This is a genomic window from Pseudomonas sp. BE134 (genome assembly GCF_031456105.1).
Lineage (GTDB): Bacteria > Pseudomonadota > Gammaproteobacteria > Pseudomonadales > Pseudomonadaceae > Aquipseudomonas.
On the sequence record NZ_JAVDUA010000014.1, the window covers coordinates 58,473 to 79,079 of the forward strand.

General features: G+C 59.9%; 15 protein-coding genes and 1 pseudogene. 3 read left to right on the forward strand and 13 right to left on the reverse strand.

Annotated elements, in window-relative coordinates:
- Positions 1-60 precede the first annotated feature (60 nt).
- The 3 genes from J2Y56_RS13590 to J2Y56_RS13600 form a co-directional block, all read right to left on the reverse strand.
- On the reverse strand, positions 61-1,641 hold the full coding sequence (locus J2Y56_RS13590; RefSeq protein WP_310350665.1) for an aldehyde dehydrogenase (NADP(+)): 1,581 nt from the start codon (positions 1,639-1,641) through the stop codon (positions 61-63).
- A 10-nt stretch (positions 1,642-1,651) separates the two neighbouring features.
- Complete coding sequence (araD1, locus tag J2Y56_RS13595) at positions 1,652-2,644, reverse strand: AraD1 family protein (RefSeq protein WP_310350666.1); 993 nt, start codon at positions 2,642-2,644, stop codon at positions 1,652-1,654.
- Between the two features lie 143 nt (positions 2,645-2,787).
- Positions 2,788-4,110 carry an MFS transporter gene (locus J2Y56_RS13600; RefSeq protein ID WP_310350669.1) on the reverse strand — a complete coding sequence of 441 codons (1,323 nt, stop codon included), beginning with the start codon at positions 4,108-4,110 and terminating at the stop codon, positions 2,788-2,790.
- A 194-nt stretch (positions 4,111-4,304) separates the two neighbouring features.
- On the opposite strand from J2Y56_RS13600, the gene J2Y56_RS13605 reads away from it, so the two are divergent.
- Together J2Y56_RS13605 and J2Y56_RS13610 are read left to right on the forward strand one after the other, a co-directional pair.
- On the forward strand, positions 4,305-6,041 hold the full coding sequence (locus J2Y56_RS13605; protein ID WP_310350670.1) for an IlvD/Edd family dehydratase: 1,737 nt from the start codon (positions 4,305-4,307) through the stop codon (positions 6,039-6,041).
- Positions 6,042-6,224: 183 nt separating this feature from the next.
- Positions 6,225-6,944, forward strand: a complete 720-nt coding sequence (locus J2Y56_RS13610) for a FadR/GntR family transcriptional regulator (protein WP_033049039.1) — start codon at positions 6,225-6,227, stop codon at positions 6,942-6,944.
- 195 nt (positions 6,945-7,139) lie between these two features.
- Here J2Y56_RS13610 and J2Y56_RS13615 read toward each other — a convergent pair whose 3' ends face one another.
- The 9 genes and pseudogenes from J2Y56_RS13615 to J2Y56_RS13655 all read right to left on the reverse strand — a co-directional run bounded on the left by J2Y56_RS13615 (position 7,140) and on the right by J2Y56_RS13655 (position 18,073).
- Positions 7,140-9,515, reverse strand: a complete 2,376-nt coding sequence (locus J2Y56_RS13615; protein ID WP_033049038.1) for an RND family transporter — start codon at positions 9,513-9,515, stop codon at positions 7,140-7,142.
- 25 nt (positions 9,516-9,540) lie between these two features.
- A complete protein-coding gene (locus J2Y56_RS13620) occupies positions 9,541-10,593 on the reverse strand; it encodes a YCF48-related protein (protein WP_007944605.1) in 1,053 nt (350 codons plus the stop codon).
- Positions 10,594-11,376: 783 nt separating this feature from the next.
- A pseudogene (locus tag J2Y56_RS13625) lies at positions 11,377-11,520 on the reverse strand (IS110 family transposase); the annotation flags it as partial.
- Positions 11,521-11,555: 35 nt separating this feature from the next.
- Positions 11,556-14,213 carry an aminopeptidase N gene (gene pepN / locus J2Y56_RS13630; RefSeq protein ID WP_310350674.1) on the reverse strand — a complete coding sequence of 886 codons (2,658 nt, stop codon included), beginning with the start codon at positions 14,211-14,213 and terminating at the stop codon, positions 11,556-11,558.
- Between the two features lie 10 nt (positions 14,214-14,223).
- Positions 14,224-15,054: a DUF2797 domain-containing protein gene (locus J2Y56_RS13635; RefSeq protein ID WP_310350755.1), complete on the reverse strand. Its 831-nt coding sequence runs from the start codon at positions 15,052-15,054 to the stop codon at positions 14,224-14,226.
- Positions 15,051-15,311: a YeaC family protein gene (locus tag J2Y56_RS13640; RefSeq protein ID WP_007944602.1), complete on the reverse strand. Its 261-nt coding sequence runs from the start codon at positions 15,309-15,311 to the stop codon at positions 15,051-15,053. Before J2Y56_RS13640 ends, J2Y56_RS13635 begins: the two co-directional genes overlap by 4 nt.
- 34 nt (positions 15,312-15,345) lie before the next feature.
- On the reverse strand, positions 15,346-16,215 hold the full coding sequence (locus J2Y56_RS13645) for a rhomboid family intramembrane serine protease (RefSeq protein WP_007944597.1): 870 nt from the start codon (positions 16,213-16,215) through the stop codon (positions 15,346-15,348).
- Entirely contained in the window at positions 16,212-17,186 is a 975-nt protein-coding gene (locus J2Y56_RS13650) for a metallophosphoesterase (RefSeq protein WP_405046857.1), read from the reverse strand. Before J2Y56_RS13650 ends, J2Y56_RS13645 begins: the two co-directional genes overlap by 4 nt.
- The gene (locus J2Y56_RS13655) at positions 17,183-18,073 is read right to left on the reverse strand and encodes an NAD(+) kinase (RefSeq protein WP_007944594.1); all 891 of its coding nucleotides are present in this window, start codon (positions 18,071-18,073) and stop codon (positions 17,183-17,185) included. Before J2Y56_RS13655 ends, J2Y56_RS13650 begins: the two co-directional genes overlap by 4 nt.
- 108 nt (positions 18,074-18,181) lie before the next feature.
- Here J2Y56_RS13655 and J2Y56_RS13660 point away from each other — a divergent pair, with 108 nt between their 5' ends.
- Positions 18,182-19,132, forward strand: a complete 951-nt coding sequence (locus tag J2Y56_RS13660; protein ID WP_310350679.1) for a DUF1853 family protein — start codon at positions 18,182-18,184, stop codon at positions 19,130-19,132.
- A gap of 43 nt (positions 19,133-19,175) precedes the next feature.
- Here J2Y56_RS13660 and J2Y56_RS13665 read toward each other — a convergent pair whose 3' ends face one another.
- A complete protein-coding gene (locus J2Y56_RS13665) occupies positions 19,176-20,459 on the reverse strand; it encodes an arsenic transporter (RefSeq protein ID WP_310350681.1) in 1,284 nt (427 codons plus the stop codon).
- Positions 20,460-20,607: the final 148 nt, after the last annotated feature.

Here is a 20,607-nt window from a genome sequence, read left to right on the forward strand (position 1 = left end):
CCCAAGCAGACGCAGAGCGTCCATTAAGGCATTCCCACGCGAAGCGTGGGGAACGATCAGTTACAGGGCTTCACGCGACGGCTGTCCATCCACCAAGCGTTGTATGCGCAGCGGATTACTATTCTTCAACGCGTCCGGCAGCAGATTGTCCGGGTAGTTCTGGAAGCACACCGGGCGCAGGAAACGGTCAATCGCCAAGGTGCCCACGGACGTACCGCGCGCATCAGAGGTCGCCGGGTACGGCCCACCATGGACCATCGAATCGCAGACTTCCACGCCGGTCGGATAACCATTGAGCAGAATCCGCCCGACCTTTTGCTCCAGCAAAGCCGTCAATTCGCCAAACTGTTCAAAGTCCGCCGGATCGCCAATGATCGTCGCCGTCAGCTGCCCATGCAGCCCGTTCAGCGCGGCAGTGAGTTGCGCCTGATCGGCCACTTCCACCACCACCGTGGTCGGGCCGAACACCTCTTCCTGCAAGACCTCATCACCGTTGAGCAACAGGCTGACATCAGCCTTGAACAACTGCGGTTGGGCCTGATTGCCCTGTTGCGCGTTACCGGCCAGGTGCGTGATGCCGGCATGAGCCAGGAGTTTGTCCAGGCCTTTGCCATAGCTGTTCAAGGTCCCCGCATTGAGCATGGTTTGCGCCGGCTGATCGTTGATCAACCCGGCAACCTGCTGCACAAACGCGCTGAACTGCGCTGAACGAATCCCGATCACCAGCCCGGGATTGGTGCAGAACTGACCACAGCCCTGGACCACCGAGGCGGTCAGGTCGCGGGCGACCGTTTCAGCTCGGCTCTGCAACGCCTGTGGCAACACGATCACCGGGTTGATGCTCGACATTTCGGCGAACACCGGGATCGGCTGTGCACGTGCTGCAGCCATGTCGCACAAGGCACGACCGCCCTTCAGCGAACCGGTAAAACCAACAGCCAGAATCGCCGGGTGCTTGACCAGCGCCTCGCCGACTCCGCCACCGTAAATCATGTTGAACACACCGGCCGGCATGCCGGTTTTTTCCGCCGCTCGCAGGATCGCGTCAGCCACCCATTCGGCCGTGGCCATGTGACCGCCGTGTGCCTTGAACACCACCGGGCAACCGGCCGCCAGGGCCGAGGCGGTATCGCCACCGGCCGTTGAGAACGCCAAGGGAAAGTTGCTGGCGCCAAACACCGCCACCGGGCCGAGGCCGATGCGGTACTGGCGCAAGTCCGGACGCGGCAGCGGCGTGCGTTCCGGTAGCGCCCGGTCAATACGGGCACCATAGAAGTCACCGCGACGCAGCACTTTGGCGAACAGGCGCATCTGCCCGCTGGTGCGACCGCGTTCGCCTTGAATGCGCCCAGCGGGCAGCGCGGTTTCGCGGCAGACCACTGCGACAAACTCGTCACCCAACGCGTCCAGCTCATCGGCTATCGCATCGAGAAATTGTGCACGGCGTTCCGCACTCAAGCTGCGATAGGCCGGGTAAGCCGAAGCGGCGGCCTTGGCGGCGGCGTCGACTTCTTCCGGGGTAGCCTGGAAGAAATCGTGCGGCAACGCTTCGCCGGTGCTGGCGTCGACACTTTGCAATTTGAGCGTGCCGCTCGCACTGCGCTGGCCGCCAATGTAGTTATGTCCAAGAACCTGAGTCATGCCTGTCTCCTTAAAGGGTGCCAACTGTGCCGGGCAGGAACGCCGCTTCAGCGGGTGCAATGCCGTTGATCAACGGTGCGCCGAACTCGGCCTGGCTGATCTCGAAAACGTCACCCGCCCGGGTGCGGATGCCATCAGCGAACGACAAAGTCGCGGTGCCAAAGAAATGAATGTGCACATCCCCCGGGCGCAAGAACTGACTGTACTTGAAATGGTGGTACTCAAGGTTTTCCAGGCTGTGGCACATGTTGGCCTCGCCGCTGAGAAACTCGTTCTGCCACAGCACTTCACCGTCGCGCAGGATACGGCTGGTACCAGCCAGGTGCTGCGGCAATTCGCCCACCCGAAGTTCCGGGCCATAGCTGCAACTGCGCAGTTTGGAATGCGCCAGGTACAGGTAGTTTTTACGCTCCATGACGTGATCGGAAAACTCGTTGCCGACCGCATAACCGAGGCGATAAGGCTTGCCATCGTGACCTATGACGTAGAGGCCGCTGAGCTCAGGCTCTTCGCCGGCGTCTTCAGCGAATGGCGGTAGCGGGAACGGTTTGCCCGGGCGAACGACGATGCTGCCGTCGCCCTTGTAGAACCACTCCGGTTGTACGCCGGCCTGCCCTGCTTGCGGTTTGCCGCCCTCCACTCCCCATTTGAATATGCGCATGGTGTCGGTCATGGCCGCTTCGTCACCGGCGTGTTGATGCATCTTGTCCCGGGCCGAGGCGCTGCCCAAATGGGTCAGGCCCGTGCCGCTGACTAGCATGTGCGCCGGGTCCGGGTGATCCAGCGGCGGCAGGATGCGCAACGCGGCCAGCAGGTCGGCATAGTCATGGCTGGTGCCCAGGCCCAAGGCATTCACCTGCTGTTGCAGATTCGTGCCTGCTTCGATTGCCGCCAGTGCCAGGTCACGAACGGTATGCGCATCCCGCACTTCATGCACCAGACCATCCTCGACAACGCCGACGCGGCGCTCGCCGTTACTCAATTCGAATTGAACCAAACGCATGATTTTCTCCTGTTTATTCAAAACACTCCCGGCCCCTGTGGGAGCGAGCCTGCTCGCGATTGCGGTGTATCAGTCGCCATCACTTTTGAATGTGACGGCCTCATCGCGAGCAGGCTCGCTCCCACAGTTGATTGGGGTTGGCCTTAGGTACGGGTCGCACCACGCGCACTGGCCGCAAACTGATCCGCCGGCAGCACATGCTTGCGCTCCAGCAACCGATAAACCACGCCCGTCAGCACCAGCCCGAACACCATCACGCCCGACAGGAAATACAGCCCCGACGCGAGGTTGCCGGTGTACTCCTTCAGAGCACCGATCACGAACGGACCGATGTAACCGCCGAGGTTGCCCACCGAGTTGATCAAGGCGATGCCGGCCGCCGCACTGGCCCCGGCGAAGAATCGACCCGGCAAGGTCCAGAACACTGCGGTGCAGGAAAACAGTGCAAACGCCACCAGGCAGAGAGCTGCCAGTTGCAACACCGGCACCGTCAGCCAGGCACTGAGGAACAGGCCAATGGCACCCAGCACATACAGCACGGCGAGGTGGCCGTAGCGGTCATTCAAGCGGTCGGAACTGCGTGGAATGATCAGCAAGCCGATGATCCCGAAAATGTACGGCACCGCTGAAACGAACCCGGTGACCAGATCGGTGCCGCCAAACTGTTTGATCAGCGTCGGTAACCACAGACCCAAGCCATAGATGCTCAACGTCACCGGCAGGTAAAACAGCGCCAGCAGCAACACACGCTTGTCTTTGAGCGCGTGCAACGGATTGCCGTGACGGGTCTGGCCGTATTCCTGAAGGTCCTTTTTCAGCTCGCCGGACAGCCAGTCCTTTTCGGCCTGGTCCATCCACTTCACTTGTTGCGGGCCGTCAGGCAGGTAACGCAGCACCGGCCAGGTCAGCAGGATCGCTGGCATACCGATGACGATGAACAGCCACTGCCAACCGTGCAGACCGAGGGTGCCGTCCATGCCGAGCAAGCCGCCGGACACCGGGCCGGTGATCATCATCGCGATGGGTTGGGAAAGAATGAACAGACCGAGGATCTTGCCGCGATGGCGAATCGGAAACCACTGAGTGATGTAGTACAGAACGCCCGGGAAGAAACCGGCTTCCGCCGCACCGAGCAGAAAGCGCATCACGTAGAAGCTTTGCGGCCCCTGAACGAAGGCCATGCCAATGGTGATGGCGCCCCAGGTGACCATGATCCGCGCAAACCAGCGTCGCGCGCCGAAACGGTCGAGCATCAGGTTGCTGGGGATTTCAAAGAGGAAATAACCAATGAAGAACAGTCCGGCACCGAGTCCGTAAGCGGCATCACCGAGGCCGATGTCGGCGCCCATGTGCAGCTTGGCGAAGCCAACGGCGGAGCGATCCACATAGGCGATCAGGTACAGCAGGATCAGGAAGGGAATCAGTTTGAGTGTGATGCGACGAATAAGCCGCAGGTCCTGGCTCATGAGTTCGGTCTCCGATTGTTGTTGTTATAGAACCTCGGGGGACGCCTCTCGCAGAAAATCTGCCAGGGCCATCCCTCCGTTGAAAACGACTATATAGTAATACTATTTATCCAACAACACTTCCAAAGCGGCGAATTTGCGCCTATGTTAGGCCGTAGATTTAACAGAATAGTCATACAATAAGAGAATCGATCATGTCTGATAAGAAACCCACCCTGCGCTCCGCCCAATGGTTTGGCACCGCCGACAAGAACGGCTTCATGTACCGCAGCTGGATGAAGAATCAGGGCATCGCCGACCACCAATTCCAGGGCAAGCCAATCATCGGCATCTGCAACACCTGGTCGGAACTGACCCCGTGCAACGCACACTTCCGCCAGATCGCGGAGCACGTCAAGCGTGGGGTGATCGAGGCCGGTGGGTTTCCTGTGGAATTCCCGGTGTTCTCCAACGGCGAATCCAACCTGCGCCCGACCGCCATGTTCACCCGCAACCTGACGAGCATGGACGTCGAAGAAGCCATTCGCGGCAACCCGATTGATGGTGTCGTGTTGCTGACCGGTTGCGACAAAACCACCCCGGCACTGCTGATGGGCGCGGCCAGTTGCGACGTGCCGGCCATCGTCGTCACCGGCGGACCGATGCTCAACGGCAAGCACAAAGGCCAGGACATCGGTTCCGGCACCGTGGTGTGGCAGCTCAGCGAACAGGTCAAGGCTGGCACCATCACCATTGATGACTTCCTCGCGGCCGAGGGCGGCATGTCCCGCTCGGCCGGCACCTGCAACACCATGGGCACCGCATCGACCATGGCCTGCATGGCCGAAGCACTGGGCACTTCCCTGCCCCACAACGCGGCAATTCCAGCGGTGGATGCACGGCGTTATGTGTTGGCACATATGTCCGGCATGCGTGCGGTCGAGATGGTTCGCGAAGATCTGAAACTGTCGAAAATCCTCACCAAGGAAGCCTTCGAAAACGCGATCCGCGTTAACGCCGCGATTGGCGGTTCAACCAACGCCGTGATCCACTTGAAAGCCATCGCCGGCCGTATTGGCGTGGACCTGGAACTGGATGACTGGACCCGCATCGGTCGCGGCATGCCGACCATCGTCGACCTGCAACCGTCCGGGCGTTTCCTGATGGAAGAGTTCTACTACGCCGGTGGTTTGCCAGCGGTGTTGCGTCGTCTGGGTGAAGCCAACCTGATCCCGAACCCGAACGCCTTGACCGTCAACGGCAAGACCCTCGGCGAGAACACCAAAGACGCACCGATTTATGGTCAGGACGAAGTGATCCGCACCCTCGACAACCCGATTCGCGCCGACGGCGGCATCTGCGTATTGCGCGGCAATCTGGCGCCACTCGGCGCGGTGCTCAAACCCTCCGCGGCCACGGCTGAACTGATGCAACATCGCGGCCGGGCCGTGGTGTTCGAGAACTTCGACATGTACAAGACACGGATCAACGATCCAGAACTGGACGTCGACGCCAACTCGATCCTGGTGATGAAGAACTGCGGACCGAAGGGTTATCCGGGCATGGCCGAAGTCGGCAACATGGGCTTGCCGGCCAAGCTGCTGGCGCAAGGCGTGACCGATATGGTGCGCATCTCTGACGCGCGCATGAGCGGCACCGCTTATGGCACCGTGGTTCTGCACGTCGCGCCGGAAGCGGCAGCAGGCGGGCCGTTGGCCGCTGTGAAAGAAGGTGACTGGATTGAACTGGACTGCGCCAATGGGCGCCTGCACCTGGACATTCCGGATGCTGAACTGGCGGCGCGCATGGCGGATCTTCAGCCACCACAGCAAATGATCCTGGGCGGATACCGTCAGCTGTACATCGACCATGTGCTGCAAGCGGATCAGGGCTGCGACTTTGACTTCCTGGTCGGCTGCCGTGGTGCAGAAGTCCCGCGCCACTCTCACTAACCCCGCAGCCCCCTGTGGGAGCGAGCCTGCTCGCGAAGGCGGAGTGTCAGTCGATATCATCTTGACTGGTACACCGCCTTCGCGAGCAGGCTCGCTCCCACATTTGATTTGCATCTGCCTCAAGATTCCGTTGCGCCTGTTATCATGCGCAACACCCCCTCGCACAGGACCGCGTCGTTCCCCATGGATTACCGCAAACCGTCCGACCGTAAAAGCATGCACTCGCGCATTGTCCAGGAACTGGGCATGCAGATCGTTTCCGGGCGTTTCAAGCCATGTGACAAACTGCCCGCCGAGGCTCTGTTGTGTGAGGAGTACGCGGTCAGCCGCCCGGTGCTGCGCGAAGCCACCCGAGTATTGGTCGCCAAGGGGCTGGTGTATTGCCGTCCGCGTGTTGGCACAGTGGTCAAGCAACGCAAGGAATGGCACATGCTCGACCCGGACGTTTTGCATTGGCTGATGCAAAGCAGCCCGCAGAATGAATTTTTCGACCTGTTGACCAGTGTGCGCAGCATCATCGAGCCTGCCGTCGCCGCACTGGCCGCACAGTTCGCCACGGAGGCGGACATCGCGTCCATTGGCGAAGCTTACCAACGCATGGAGGCTGCGCCGACGCCGGAAGCCTTGCTGCAACCGGATCTGGATTTCCACAGCCGGATCGCCGATGCCACCCACAACGACTTGCTGGCCAACCTGTGCAACATGCTGTCGGTGGCGATAGCCGAAGCGTTGAAGCATTCCAACCAGCGGCCTAACCTGCATGAACTGGCGCTGCCTCGGCACAAGGCGATTCTCACGGCCATCGAGAACCGCGACGCGCTCGGCGCACGGCATGCGACACTGGTGCAGCTGGATGATGCGCGTAGTGCGTTGAATGTGGTGTTGGGCGGCGATCCCAACTGACCCAACACTAATCCAAAAGTTACAAATCCCCCCTGTGGGAGCGAGCCTGCTCGCGATGGCGTAGTGTCAGTCAATATCAATGTTGAATGTACCGCCGCTATCGCGAGCAGGCTCGCTCCCACAGGGACTTGAGTCGAATCCGAGGTATAAAAAAAGCCGCAACCCAGGTTGCGGCTTTTCTATTTCAGACGAGGATCAGTGAGCGAACAGCGAGTTGCCCTTCTGCCCAGCCAGTTTCTCCGGCTTGATCAGGAACCGTGCCAGCGCAGGCAACAGCCACAGCGCGCCGAACATGTTCCACAGCAGCATGAAGGTCAGCATCAGGCCCATGTCGGCCTGGAACTTGATGGCCGAGAAGATCCAGGTGCAGACGCCGATGGCCAGGCACAGACCGGTGAACAGCACCGCTTTACCGGTGGACTTCAGCGTCTGGTAGTAGGCTTCTTGCAGCGGCAGACCGGCCCGCAGGAAACTTTCCAGGCGGCTGTAGATGTAGATGCCGTAGTCCACGCCAATCCCGACACCCAGCGCCACCACCGGCAAGGTCGCGACTTTCACGCCGATGCCCATGAAGGCCATCAGGGCGTTACCCAGTACCGACGTCAGCACCAGTGGCAACACGATGCACAAGGTCGCCGCCCACGAACGGAAGGTGATCATGCACATGGTCGCGACGCAGATGTAGACGAGGATCAGGATGGTTAGCTCGGATTCCTTGATCACTTCGTTGGTGGCCGCTTCAATACCGGCGTTACCGGCGGCGAGGATGAATTCCAGGCCGTCCTTGTTGTTCTCCTTGGCGAATTCCTGCACCGCATGCACCGCACGATCGAGCGTCGCCGCCTTGTGATCGTTGAGGAACACCAGCACCGGCGCCAGGGAGCAACTGTTGTTGTACAGACCATCCGCACGGGAGATGGAGTTGTTCAGCACATCCGGGTTGCGCGACAGGGTTTCCCATTTCAGGTTGCCCTCGTTCATGCCCTTGATCATCTGCTTGGACACGGTCACCAGGGAAATCGCCGACTGCACGCCCTCGGTGTTCTGCATCTTCCACATCAGCTCATCGATCGGCGCCATGGCTTCATAGCGTGAGCAGCCTTCAGCCTTGGTCTTGACCATCACCACCAACACGTCGGAACTGGTGGAGTAGTTGCTGATGATGAAGTTGTTGTCTTTGTTGTAGCGCGAGTCCGGACGCAGTTCAGGTGCACCCTGATCAAGGTCACCGATTTTCAGGTTCTGGCTGTACCAGAGACCGCCACCGAAGGCCAGCAAGGCCAGGACGATCGACACCGGTGCGACTTTCGCGCTGGCAAAGTTCGACAGCAGGCGCCAGAACGGATGCTCGCGAGTTGCGTCCTTTTTGCTGCGCTCTACTGCGCGTTTGCTGATACCGACGTAGGAAATCGCCACCGGCAGCAGGATCAGGTTGGTGAACACGATCACTGCCACGCCAATGGACGCGCCGATGGCCAGTTCATGGATCACGCCAATGTCGATGATCAGCAACGTGATGAAACCCACCGCATCCGCAAGGATCGCAATCATCCCCGGCAGGAACAGCTGACGGAACGTGCGTCGCGCTGCAGTCAGCGCATTGTCGGCCTCACTGGACTGCAAGGCGATACCGTTGATCTTCTGTACGCCGTGGGAAATACCGATGGCAAAGATCAGGAACGGCACCAGCATCGAATACGGATCCAGCCCGAAGCCGAAGAAGTGCATCAACCCAAGCTGCCAGATCACCGCCACCAGCGTGGTACTGAGTACCGCCACGGTGCTGCGCATGCAGTTGGTGAACCAGTACAACAGAATCAGCGTAATAACGAAGGCGACGCCGAAGAACATCACCACCATGACCAGGCCATCGATCAGGTCGCCGACTTTCTTGGCGAAACCGACGATGTGGATCTGCACGTTAGGGTTCTGTTTTTCAAACTTGTCGCGGATTTTTTCTTCCAGCTCGTGGGAGAACTTGCGGTAGTCCAGCGCCAGCAACTTGCCCTGGTCCTGCGGGTCCGGGTAGGACTCCAGCAGCGGGATATCGACAATGCTCGACTTGAAGTCGTTGGCCACCAGACGCCCGACTTGCCCGGACTTGAGGACGTTGTTGCGCAGCAGATCGAGGCTTTGCTGGGAACCGTTGTAGCTCTGCGGGATCACCTCACCACCGGCGAAGCCCTCCTCCGTCACCTCGGTCCAGCGCACGCTCGGGCTCCACAGCGACTTGAGGCCGGAACGGTCGACGCCGGAAATGTAGAACACCTCGTCGTTGATCTGACGCAGGGTCTCCATGTATTCCTTGGAGAAGATATCGCCATCAGTGGCTTCCACCGAAATCCGCACGGTGTTGCCCAGGTTCGCCAGGTCGTTGCGGTGCTCCATCATCTTTTGAATGAACGGATGATCGAGCGGGATCATTTTTTCGAAACTGGTGGATGGCCGGATCAGCGTCGCCTGCCAGAACAGGAAAATACTGACCAGCAGGCAGATGAAGATCACTGCCGGGCGGTTGTTGAAAATCAGGCGCTCAAGAAACGTCGCCTTGTCCTGGTGATGGCTTGTCATCGATGTCATAGCTCCGCCCTTCTTATTATTTGCCCAGCTCTGAGCCGGTTGGCGAAGTAGCGCGAACGCCGCCCTGTCCTGCCAGAATCAGATTGCCGTTGCCCGCCGCCGCCACTGCCGATACGGAAATGCGATCCGGACGGTTGAACACGCTGAAGGTTTCGCCGTTGTCGTTGCTGCGCACCACCGAGCCGCCGTTACCGACGATCACGATGGAACCGTCGTCGAGCAGGGTTGCGCCAGACAGCCCGAACTCCAGCGCGCCACGAGCGGCTTTCAGCTCGACCTGTTCCCAGGTGCTGCCGAAATCCGTGGAGCGGTAGAGATTGCCGCGCAGGCCGTAAGCCAGCAGCGTATTGGCTTGCGCCGTGCCGATGACACCGAAGAGCGATCCTTCGTACGGCCCTTCAACTTTCTCCCAGGTCTGCCCCCAATCGGCTGAGCGGAACATGCTGCCCTGCTCGCCGACGATGAACAGCCCGGCATCCTTGACTGAAGCGATGCCATTGAGGTGGAGCTGGTCCTCGTTGTCCAGGCGGTCGCTGGCGTCTTCCCAGTGCTTGCCGCCGTCGGTGGTTTCCAGCAGCGCGCCATAGGCACCCACGGCATAACCGCTGTTGGCGTCCTTGAACCAGACGTCAAGCAGCGGCGCTTCGCGTTTCAAATCGTCGAATTGTTTGGTCCAGGTGGCGCCACCGTCCTCGCTCGCGAGGATCTGTGCGTCATGGCCGACGGCCCAGCCGTGTTTGTCATCGACAAAAAACACCGACGTCAGCAGTGCCCGGGTGGGTACCTTGGCTTGAACCCAGGTCGTGCCTTGGTCATCGGAATACAGAATGTGCCCGCGATCGCCGACCGCGACCAGGCGTTTGCCGGCGTGGACGACATCAAGCATCAGGCTTTTGGCAGCCTTGGCAGATTCAATGGCATAAACAGCATCGGATGCTGGCGCGGCAGCTGCCAGCACAGGTGCCGACAACACAGCACAGCCCAACAGCGAGAGCGCTGTAGCCAGCAACGCGAACTTGCGTAATGCCGGCGGGCGGCAGATACCCACACCCATGACAGGCTCACTCATAGACCTTCCCCCATTATTATTGTTAGGTCGTTCAACCTTTCAGGGCGCCGTAAGGGTGCTCGTTGTGATTGGCTGTTTGGAACCTGGTCCTGAAACGCGCAATCTAGAGCCCCTTCGGAAGCTGGCTTATCCTATCGGGGTTTGGAAAGGTCTGACAATCGACGCTGCGTTATGTTTTGTTAACCTGAGGGGGATGGGGTTTTTCTGAATGATTGGGTATCAGGCGGGGTGATTGGGGGTTCGGGGTTCGGGGTTCGGCGTACATATCCATTCCTGCGGTAACGGCTGCTTATGGTTTCGCTCTTACAGCGACTCACTTTTCCAGACGCCGGAATGCCGGCCCAGCGAAAAGTAAGCAAAAGGCTTCGCCCCGGCGTACGGCGCCTCGCTAAAGCTCCGCGTTCCCTCGCTACGGTGTCCATCAGGGGGCATCGCCTCCGGTCTGCTTCGCTACGACCTCCTCTCGATGTGTGCGGCTTCGCCGCACGGCGCTACGCGCCTAACCCCCTGATGAACACCTACGCTCGGCCTGCCGAAGGGGCGAAAGATCAAAAGCAGATCAAGATCAAAAACAGATCAACATCAACGGCAAGATCAACAGCTTCGCGAGCAAGCTCGCTCCCACAGTTGGACAGGGTACATCCGCTGGCAGGCCAGCTCCCACAATGGATCGGCGTACAGCCCTTGCTTCCCACCACTCAACAGGCCGAGCGTTAGCTCGCCTGAAAGCTTTTGATCTTGGGCTTTTGATTCACCCGCCCCCTCATGCCCTGAGCCTCTCCGTCAACCCGAAGCTACCTCCACCGGTGCCTCTATCAATGTTGATCCCCTGCGTATTAAAGCCTGCAGGTACGCCTTTTCGTCATAGACGGTGCTGGTTTTCCAGCACCGATAAACGATTCTGATCCACTTAAAAGCGAGCCCCCTGGGCCCGAGTGGACCCTGGGGGAGCAAAGCATGACTCAGGCCAGGCTTTTGCTGACCACTTCAAACACATCGCTGGACAGCTGACCCGAAGCACGAATCCGCTCCAGCTCACCTTTCATCAACGCCTGACGCGCATCGTCATACTTGCGCCAGCGAGTCAGCGGCGCCAGTTGGCGCGAAGCGATCTGCGGGTTGAAGCCATTGAGCTCGATCACCAAGTCTGCGAGGAAGCGATACCCTGATCCGTCAGCCGCATGGAAATTGATCAGGTTCTGCCCGGCAAACGCACCGACCAACGCCCGCACCTTGTTCGGGTTTTTCATGTTGAACGCCGGATGCTGCATCAACTGACGCACCCGCTCCAGACCACCCGGCAACGTGCTGCCCGCCTGAACACTGAACCACTGATCCATGACCAACGGATTGTCCTTGAAGTGCTCGGCAAAACTCGCCAGTGCCTTGGCCTTTTGTTCTTCAAACGGCGAGTTGACCAACACCGCCAGCGCGGTCAGTCGTTCGGTCATGTTGTCGCTCGTCTCGAATTGCTCAAGCGTCGCTGCCAACACTTCCGGTTTGCCGCTGAGCATCAGATACGACAGCGCAATGTTCTGCAACGCCCGACGAGCGAAGTGCTCGGCCTCCGCCACGTAAGGGGTTTTCTTCGACAGATCGCGATTGGCCTGATAACGCAGCCACAGCGCTTCAAACAACCCTTCAGCCAATTGCTTGCGGGCAAACTCGCGAGCGATGTGAATCGCATCGACGTCAGCCACTTCGCTGATTTCGGTCAAATACGCCTCGCCCGGCAGCGACAGCATCTCCGCGACCATGGCCTGATCCAGCGTCTCGTCCGACAGCACAGTGCGCAAGGCGCGAATCAGGCGCTGATCCAGCACCAGCGTTTCACCAGCCTGATGTTGGGCAATCAGCTCTTGCAGCACTTGCACCGACAATTGCTGGCCGGCATCCCAACGGTTGAAACCGTCGCTGTCATGCTGCATCAGGAACATCAGTTGATCGCGGTTGTACGGGAAGCTCAGTTTGACCGGCGCCGAGAAACCACGCAGCAGCGAAGGCAACGGCTGTTCAGCGATGTCGACGAAGGTGAAAGTCTGCTCGGCTTCGGTCACCGAGATCACCCGCGACGTGCCCTGGGCACTGGCTTCACCGGAGAGACGCAAGGCAATTGCCGCGCCTTTGGAATCCAGCAGGCCCAACTCCACCGGAATCACGAACGGCAGTTTTTCAACTTTGTCCGGGGTTGCCGGGCAGCTTTGACGGAAGGTCAGGCTGTAGGTTTTCGCCGCCGCGTCGTAAGACTCGCTCACCGCCAACCGCGGCGTACCCGCTTGGCTGTACCAGCGTTTGAACTGGGTCAGGTCGACACCGTTGGCATCTTCCATCGCCTTGATGAAGTCGTCACAGGTCACGGCCTGGCCGTCGTGGCGGTCGAAATACAGGTCGCTGCCTTTGCGGAAGCCTTCGGCCCCGAGCAAGGTGTGGATCATGCCGACCACTTCCGAGCCCTTTTCGTACACCGTCAGGGTGTAGAAGTTGGAAATCTCGATAAAGCTGTCCGGGCGCACGGCGTGGGCCATGGGACCCGCATCTTCGGCGAACTGGTGCGTGCGCAGGTACGCCACGTCCTGGATGCGCTTGACCGTGGCCGAGTTCATGTCCGAGGAGAACCCGGCATCGCGGAACACGGTGAAGCCTTCCTTGAGCGACAGCTGGAACCAGTCTCGGCAGGTCACGCGGTTGCCCGACCAGTTGTGGAAGTATTCGTGGGCGACGATGGCTTCCACACGCTGGTGCGCAGCGTCTGTTGCGGTTTCGGCGCGGGCCAGTACGGCGCTGGAGTTGAAGATGTTGAGGCCCTTGTTCTCCATGGCGCCCATGTTGAAGTCGTTGACCGCGACAATCATGAAGATGTCCAGGTCGTATTCGCGACCGTAGACCTCTTCATCCCAGCGCATCGACTTCTTCAGGCTGTTCATGGCGTGCTGGCACTTGTCGATGTTTTCCGGCTCGACGTAAATGCGCAATGCCACGGAACGCTCGGTCATGGTGGTGAAGGTGTCTTCGACGCACCACAAATCACCGGCCACCAGCGCGAACAGGTACGCCGGTTTCATGAACGGGTCTTCCCAGGTCGCCCAGTGCCGGCCGTCTTCGCCGGGGCCGCTGGCAATCGGGTTGCCGTTGGACAGCAGCACCGGATAGCTGTGCTGCTCGGCGACCACCGTGGTGGTGAACTTGCTCATCACGTCCGGGCGATCGAGATAATAGGTGATCTTGCGAAAGCCTTCAGCCTCGCACTGGGTGCAGAACATGCCGCTGGATTTGTACAAGCCTTCCAGCGCGGTGTTGGTTTCCGGGTGGATCTTGACGCTGGTGTCGACCGTGAACGTGGTACTGGTCGGGTGCAGGGTCAGGTGATTCTCGGTCAGTTGGTAGTCTGCGTCGCTCAGTTCTCGATCCGCCAGGGTCACCGCCAAAAGCTCAAGCTGCTGACCGTCCAGCACCAGCGGCGGCAGGCCCGGGCCGCGCTCGGGATTGCGGCGCATCACCAGTTGCGCATGGACCAGACTGTGGTCCTCGTACAACTCGAAGGTCAGGTGCGTCTCGTCGATCAGGTACTCGGGCGCCTGATAGTCTTTCAGGTAAATCATCTTCGGTTGTTCGGTGCGCATGCTGGAGTCCTTACTGATGCACGGCGAGCTGATAAGCCGTGTATTTACGAATGTTGATCACGCCGGTGTCGAAGATCAGGTATTGGCCCTTGACCCCTAACAGCGTGCCTTCGGCAATCGGATTCTTGTCCAGGTTGAAGCTGACGATTTTGGCCGGATATTGCTCGACCGGATAGCGGATCTCGAGGGTTTCTACGTCGGCAATGGTCTGAATGGCTTGTAGGCCGAATCGTTCCTGCAAGGTTTGCAGGCCCTCGGCGCAACTGTCGAACAACTGATCGCGAACTTCGGCCAGGTTCACCGAAGCTGCTTCACCCTTGAGCAAGGCGCGCCAGTTGGTCTTGTCCGCCACCTGGCTGCGGAACAGGTCTTCGACGAAACCCGATTGCTGACGGGTCGACACGCGCATGATCGGCAATGCCTGACGTGCGCCCTGATCGATCCAGCGGGTCGGCAACTGAGTGGCGCGGGTAATCCCGACTTTCACCCCCGACGAGTTGGACAGATAGACGATGTGATCGGTCATGCAAAACGTCTGGCCCCACTCCGGCTCACGGCAGGTGCCAGCATCAAAGTGGCAACGCTCCGGGCTCATGATGCAGATGTCGCACTGCGCCAGTTTGGTCATGCACGGGTAGCAATACCCCTGGCTGAAACTGGTTTTGGTCTTGCGTCCGCAATGGGTGCAATGAATTGCCCCCAGGTATTCCAGGCGCACGGTGGTGCCGATCATTGGATTGACCGGCACCTCGAGCTCGCCCAGACGAAACGCGTACTGCACGTCGGCCCCGTCAAGGCGGGCCGACATTTTACTGATTGCACCACGGCCAATCTCGATCAATGGATGGCATCCGACTTGAACAGAATGTTTGGCACGCTGATCGACTTTGAACTGCATTCCTGCGGGCCCATGTAACCGGTGCGCTCGTCTTCGGGCAGGTTCTGGATTTCCCAGGCGATCATCGCTTGCAGCGACAGTTCACGTTGCTCGGCGGTGAGCTTGTTACCGTCGGCCCATTTTCCGATTTCCACCGCCAGTTTCAGGCTCTGGTAGATATCGGGGGTGATGTTTTTGATCATTTCGTTAAAAGAGGACATCAAGGTCTCCGCGCTCTTTAATTCATAAACTGTTTTAGGCGGCCAGTTTACGGCGGTTGTACAAACCACCCAACAAACCGGTGAAGCATCCGATGAGTAACCCGCTGACATGGGCGGCGTTGGCGATTTCACCAAAGCCGATCATCGAGACCAGCCCGGACAGGCACAGCACCAGCCACACCAGCATCATCACCAGCACGCCGCGCGGCAGGCGATAAGCCGGGTTCGGCGCCAACAGCTGGAAGATCCAGCAATGCCCGAGCAGACCGTACAACACGCCGGACAACCCGCCGAACAAGGTCGGACCGCTGAAAAAGTACTGGGCGCAATTGGAAACGAGGCTGAACAGCAACGTCAGGCCGATCAGGTTGATGCTGCCCTGACGCGACTCGATACGCCGGCCCAGTTCCCAATACCACATGCCGTTCATGGCCAGGTGCAGGATGCCGAAGTGGATCAGCATCGGCGTCATCAGTCGCCACCACTGCCCCGCTGCCAGGCTGTCGGCCAATGGCACGAAGTGGATGTACTCGCCGATCACGCGAAAATCGAGGAAGGTCAGCCAGCGCATCGTGTCGAGGTTTTCACCCAGCAGCGTCACCGCGCCCACGAGGATGCTCAACAGCAAAACGGCTGCGGTCGCCTTGGCGTAGCGCAGTTGCTCGACAAAACCGGGACGGCGGGTGGTTTGCACCGCCGGAATGTCCAGTTGCTGATCAGGGTCACCGGCCGGAAACCGCTCGTACAGCGAGCGCACGTCTTCGCTGATGTTGGCAGGCACCCAAAGCACCTGTTCGCCCGACTCTTCGCTGACGCGATGCGGCACCTGCATGCGCTGCAACAGTTTGACGAACCCGCTCAAGTCCACCGCCAGCGGCAGCCGCAATACGGCAACAGCACTCATTGCAACACCTCCGGCCGTTCGACATCGACCCAGACAAATTTATTCGGATCGAGCCGGGTTTCCTGATCCAGCCGATAGGCAACCAGTTTGCCGTAGAGCACGGCGCTGTAATCCAGACAGGCCAGGTTCGGCCGGATTGGCACTGGTTTGCCGCTGCGCCAGTAGTGGCCGACGAACAACAGTGGCTCATCGGCGCCGTAACGCAGCAGGGTGTTTTTTTCCGTGGACGTCAGGGGTGTCTGCGCCACTGGCTCGGGCAACGCGTCAGGCTGGAACACGATGTCTCCGTAGGTTTGCGGGTCGTCTTCCCAGAATTTGGTGCGAAAGAACGAACGCACCAGACCGTCGCCGCTGGTCATGGTCAGGCCATGGGGCAAGCGCATGTCGGTGCCGCGCAGCAGCCGGTCGAACACGGTGCAGGCGAAACTGCCCGGCTCGGCTGACGCCTGGAGGAAATGTTCATCGACACAGCCATTGGGGAACAGCGCGCGCAACGGCGCGATCAGGCCCGAATCCCAGCACGCATGCACCACCCGGAAACGGCCGGCATCGACAAATAACGGCAACTCGTAGAACCACTCCAGGAAGTCATGCCAGTCACCGGGATGGTTTTCGAACTGGGTCAGGGTTTCACCGAGCAAGCGGGCATGGCGCGGCGTATGCTCACGAACGAACTGCTTGCCGCTGCCCGGTAGCGCCGGTGTGCTCCAGCCCAGTGCGTTGAATTCATGGTTGCCCATGATGCACAACGCCTGGCCGGCCACGACCATGTCATGGACGATGTGCAGCGCCTCGCGAATTCGCGGGCCGCGATCAATGATATCGCCCACAAACACGGCCATCCGCGACGAATGCCGCCAGACGCCGCCTTGTTTGTGATAACCGAGCCGGTCGAGCAAGTGCTCAAGGGTCAGAGCGCAACCGTGCACGTCACCGATCAGGTCGTAGCTACGCGCGGGATCGAGCATCAGTCGCCTCCACCACCCAGTCGACTGCCCCAACCGAGCTTGGTCCGGCAGACTTCATAGTAATTGTGGTCAAGCGGATGAATCAGCCGCAACTTCTGCGCTTTCTTGCTGATGGTGATGGTGTCGCCGGGGGCGCAGGTGAAGTGGTTCTGCCCGTCACAGGAGACTTGCGGGTAAATCTGCATATCTTTGGACACAACGATTTTCAGCTCACTGTTGCCATCGACCACAATCGGCCTGCCCGACAAGGTATGGGGGTACATCGGCACAATCACAATAGCGTCAAGCTTGGGATGCATGATCGGTCCACCCGCCGACAGCGCGTAGGCGGTCGAACCGGTGGGCGTTGCGACGATCAGGCCGTCGGCCTTCTGACTGCAAACGAACTGGCCGTCGATGTAAAGCTCGAACTCGATCATCCGCGTCGATTTGCCGGGGTGCAGCACCACGTCATTGAGGGCATCGCCCTGACCGATGGCCTCGGCATGGCGGCGGACTTCGGCCTGCAGCAAAAAGCGGTTTTCCACCAGATAGTGGCCGTCGAGCACTTCGGCGACTTTGATTTCAAGCTCATCGGGGCGAATATCGGTCAGGAAACCGAGGCTGCCACGGTTGATGCCGAGCACCGGAATATTGTGCTTGGCCAGCGCCCGGGCGGCGCCGAGCAGGCTGCCGTCACCGCCGACCACAATCACCATGTCACAGACTTCGCCTAGCATCTTGCGTGACGAGGTTTGCAGGCCATGACCGGGAAGGACTTCGGCGATGGTGTCTTCGAGGATCACGTGCAAGTGACGATCGAGCAGAAACCGTTTCAGTCGGCGGACGGTATCCAGCACCTGAGAACTGCCCAGGCGACCGATGATGCCGATATTACGAAATTGCTCCATGGGGTTCCTGCGAGGACGGCGAAAAGGACGATTATGGGCGAAAGCGCGGGATAGACAAAATCCTTTCAGCCACAAGGGTGCACTCATGTTTAGGGCTATGCTCGCAAGATGATCCTATTTCCCGATTTGCTCTCGCTGCCCCATCAGTTGCGCCACCCCGAAGTGCGCGACCTGGCCTGGGTCATCCTCGCGCCGCCGATGCTCGTCGATACGCCGTGGCCGCAACGCCATCCGCTGGCCGGCAGCGAATGGGTGCAAGAGCCGGAACGGCTGGAGCGCTGGCTGCGGCAACTGGACCGTGACAGTTATGATTTGCTGCACTGGCTGTCCCAGGCCCGCACCCGGCGCCTGGGCCTGTACTACGAGCGACTGTGGCAGTACGCGGTGCGTCACGCACCGGGGATCGAGCTGATTGCCGCCAACCTGCCGATCCGCCGTGAGGGCCATACACTGGGCGAACTGGATATGCTGCTGCGCGACCGCGACGGCGTGCATCACCTGGAACTGGCGATCAAGCTCTATCTCGGGCCGCAAAATGGCGACGGGCATGACACTGCGCAGTGGCTCGGCCCCGGTTGTCACGATCGGCTGGACCGCAAGCTGGCCCACCTGGCCCACCATCAATTGCCCATTTCTGCCCGCGGCGAAAGTCGCGAAGCGCTGGCGGCGCTGGATATCCAGCAGTTCAGTGCACACCTGTGGCTCGGCGGTTACCTGCTGTATCCGTGGCCGGGACGCTCCGCGCCTCCCGGCGGTGCACATCCGCAGCATTTGCGCGGTAGCTGGCTGCATCAGAAAGACTGGCCGGACTTTGTCGTACAACGCCCCTTCGGTCGCTGGCAACCCCTGCCCCGCCATGCCTGGCTGGCACCGGCGCATTACCCAGCGGAGCACACCTGGAACGACGAGCAATTGCGCGCGTGGCTCAACGAACTGGAGCCTCTGGCGCCCGCACAATTGATGGTGCGCCTGGTCGAGAATGCCGAGGGGGATTGGGAGGAAGCAGAGCGGTTGTTTCTGGTGGCGGATCTTTGGCCGAATGTGCCGGGTAGTGGTTGAGATGAGTGGTGTCTGGACTGGCCCGCGATGGGGTCGACTCGGTCTAGACCGACAAGCGTAATGCCAAAGCCGCCAACGTCACCAACAACACCGGCACCGTCAACACCACCCCGACCTTGAAGTAATACCCCCAGCCAATCCGGATACTCTTGCGTTCCAGCACATGCAGCCACAGCAACGTCGCCAGACTGCCAATCGGCGTGATCTTCGGCCCCAGATCGCTGCCGATGACGTTGGCATAAATCATCGCCTCCTTCACCACACCATGGGCCTGACTCGCATCGATCGACAGCAAACCGATCAGCACCGTCGGCAAATTGTTCATCATCGACGACAGAATCGCCGTCAGCACGCCTGTGCCCATCGCCGCGCCCCAGACACCGTAATGGGCAAACCCGTCGAGCCACCCCGCCAGATACCCGGTCAACCCGGCATTACGCAGGCCATACACCACCAAATACATGCCTAGCGAAAAAATCACGATCTGCCACGGCGCTTCTTTCATCACCTTGCGCGTGGAAATCTTGTGGCCTCGGGCAGCGATACCCAGCAGCAACGCGGCGCACACCGCAGAAATGGCGCTGATCGGGATACCCAGCGGCTCCAGGGCAAAACATCCCAGCAACAAAATCCCCAAGACCACCCAACCGGCATAGAACGTCGCCTTGTCATGGATCGCGGTGGCCGGCTGCGCTAATTGTTCAGGGTCGTAAGCCTTGGGAATGTCGCGCCGGAAGAACCACATCAACATGGCCAGCGTCGCCGCGACGCTCACCAGGTTGACCGGGATCATCACCGCCGCATACCGGTTGAACGTGATATCGAAGTAGTCGGCGGAAACAATATTTACCAGGTTCGACACCACCAGCGGCAGGCTCGCGGTGTCGGCGATGAAACCGGCGCCCATCACGAACGCCAGCGTGGCGGCCGGGGAGAATCGCAGCGCCAGCAGCATGGAAATCACGATGGGCGTGAGAATCAGTGCCGCGCCGTCGTTGGCGAACAATGCCGAGACCAACGCCCCCAACAGCACCATATAAGCGAAGAGTTTGCGCCCGCTGCCCCGGCCCCAACGCGCCACATGCAAGGCGGCCCAGGCAAAAAAACCCGCCTCGTCCAGCAGCAGACTGATGATGATCAGCGCCACAAACGTGCCGGTGGCGTTCCAGATGATCTGCCACACAATCGGGATATCGATTAGCTGCACGACGCCGAAAACCAGCGCCAGTACAGCGCCGAATACCGCACTCCAACCGACGCCCAGGCCTTTGGGTTGCCAGATCACCAGCGTGATGGTCAGCAGGAAAATGAGTGAGGCGATGAGCATGCAAAAACCTTGTGCGGAAAAACAAACCGCGATTCAGCCGCAATGCTCGGGCGGAGTAAAGCCAAAACTTGCTGCACACCGGGAGGCCCGTAGCAGCTGTCGAGCAGCGCGAGGCTGCGTTCGGCTGCGAAGCAGTCGTAATACCTGC

Excerpts from the sequence above, each read along its gene's own strand:
- J2Y56_RS13590 (WP_310350665.1), bottom strand. The coding sequence starts at position 1,641 with ATGACTCAGGTTCTTGGACATAACTACATTGGCGGCCAGCGCAGTGCG.
- araD1 (WP_310350666.1), bottom strand. The coding sequence starts at position 2,644 with ATGCGTTTGGTTCAATTCGAATTGAGTAACGGCGAGCGCCGCGTCGGC.
- J2Y56_RS13600 (WP_310350669.1), bottom strand. The coding sequence starts at position 4,110 with ATGAGCCAGGACCTGCGGCTTATTCGTCGCATCACACTCAAACTGATT.
- J2Y56_RS13605 (WP_310350670.1), top strand. The coding sequence starts at position 4,305 with ATGTCTGATAAGAAACCCACCCTGCGCTCCGCCCAATGGTTTGGCACC.
- J2Y56_RS13610 (WP_033049039.1), top strand. The coding sequence starts at position 6,225 with ATGGATTACCGCAAACCGTCCGACCGTAAAAGCATGCACTCGCGCATT.
- J2Y56_RS13615 (WP_033049038.1), bottom strand. The coding sequence starts at position 9,515 with ATGACAAGCCATCACCAGGACAAGGCGACGTTTCTTGAGCGCCTGATT.
- J2Y56_RS13620 (WP_007944605.1), bottom strand. The coding sequence starts at position 10,593 with ATGAGTGAGCCTGTCATGGGTGTGGGTATCTGCCGCCCGCCGGCATTA.
- pepN (WP_310350674.1), bottom strand. The coding sequence starts at position 14,213 with ATGCGCACCGAACAACCGAAGATGATTTACCTGAAAGACTATCAGGCG.
- J2Y56_RS13640 (WP_007944602.1), bottom strand. The coding sequence starts at position 15,311 with ATGTCCTCTTTTAACGAAATGATCAAAAACATCACCCCCGATATCTAC.
- J2Y56_RS13645 (WP_007944597.1), bottom strand. The coding sequence starts at position 16,215 with ATGAGTGCTGTTGCCGTATTGCGGCTGCCGCTGGCGGTGGACTTGAGC.
- J2Y56_RS13655 (WP_007944594.1), bottom strand. The coding sequence starts at position 18,073 with ATGGAGCAATTTCGTAATATCGGCATCATCGGTCGCCTGGGCAGTTCT.
- J2Y56_RS13660 (WP_310350679.1), top strand. The coding sequence starts at position 18,182 with ATGATCCTATTTCCCGATTTGCTCTCGCTGCCCCATCAGTTGCGCCAC.
- J2Y56_RS13665 (WP_310350681.1), bottom strand. The coding sequence starts at position 20,459 with ATGCTCATCGCCTCACTCATTTTCCTGCTGACCATCACGCTGGTGATC.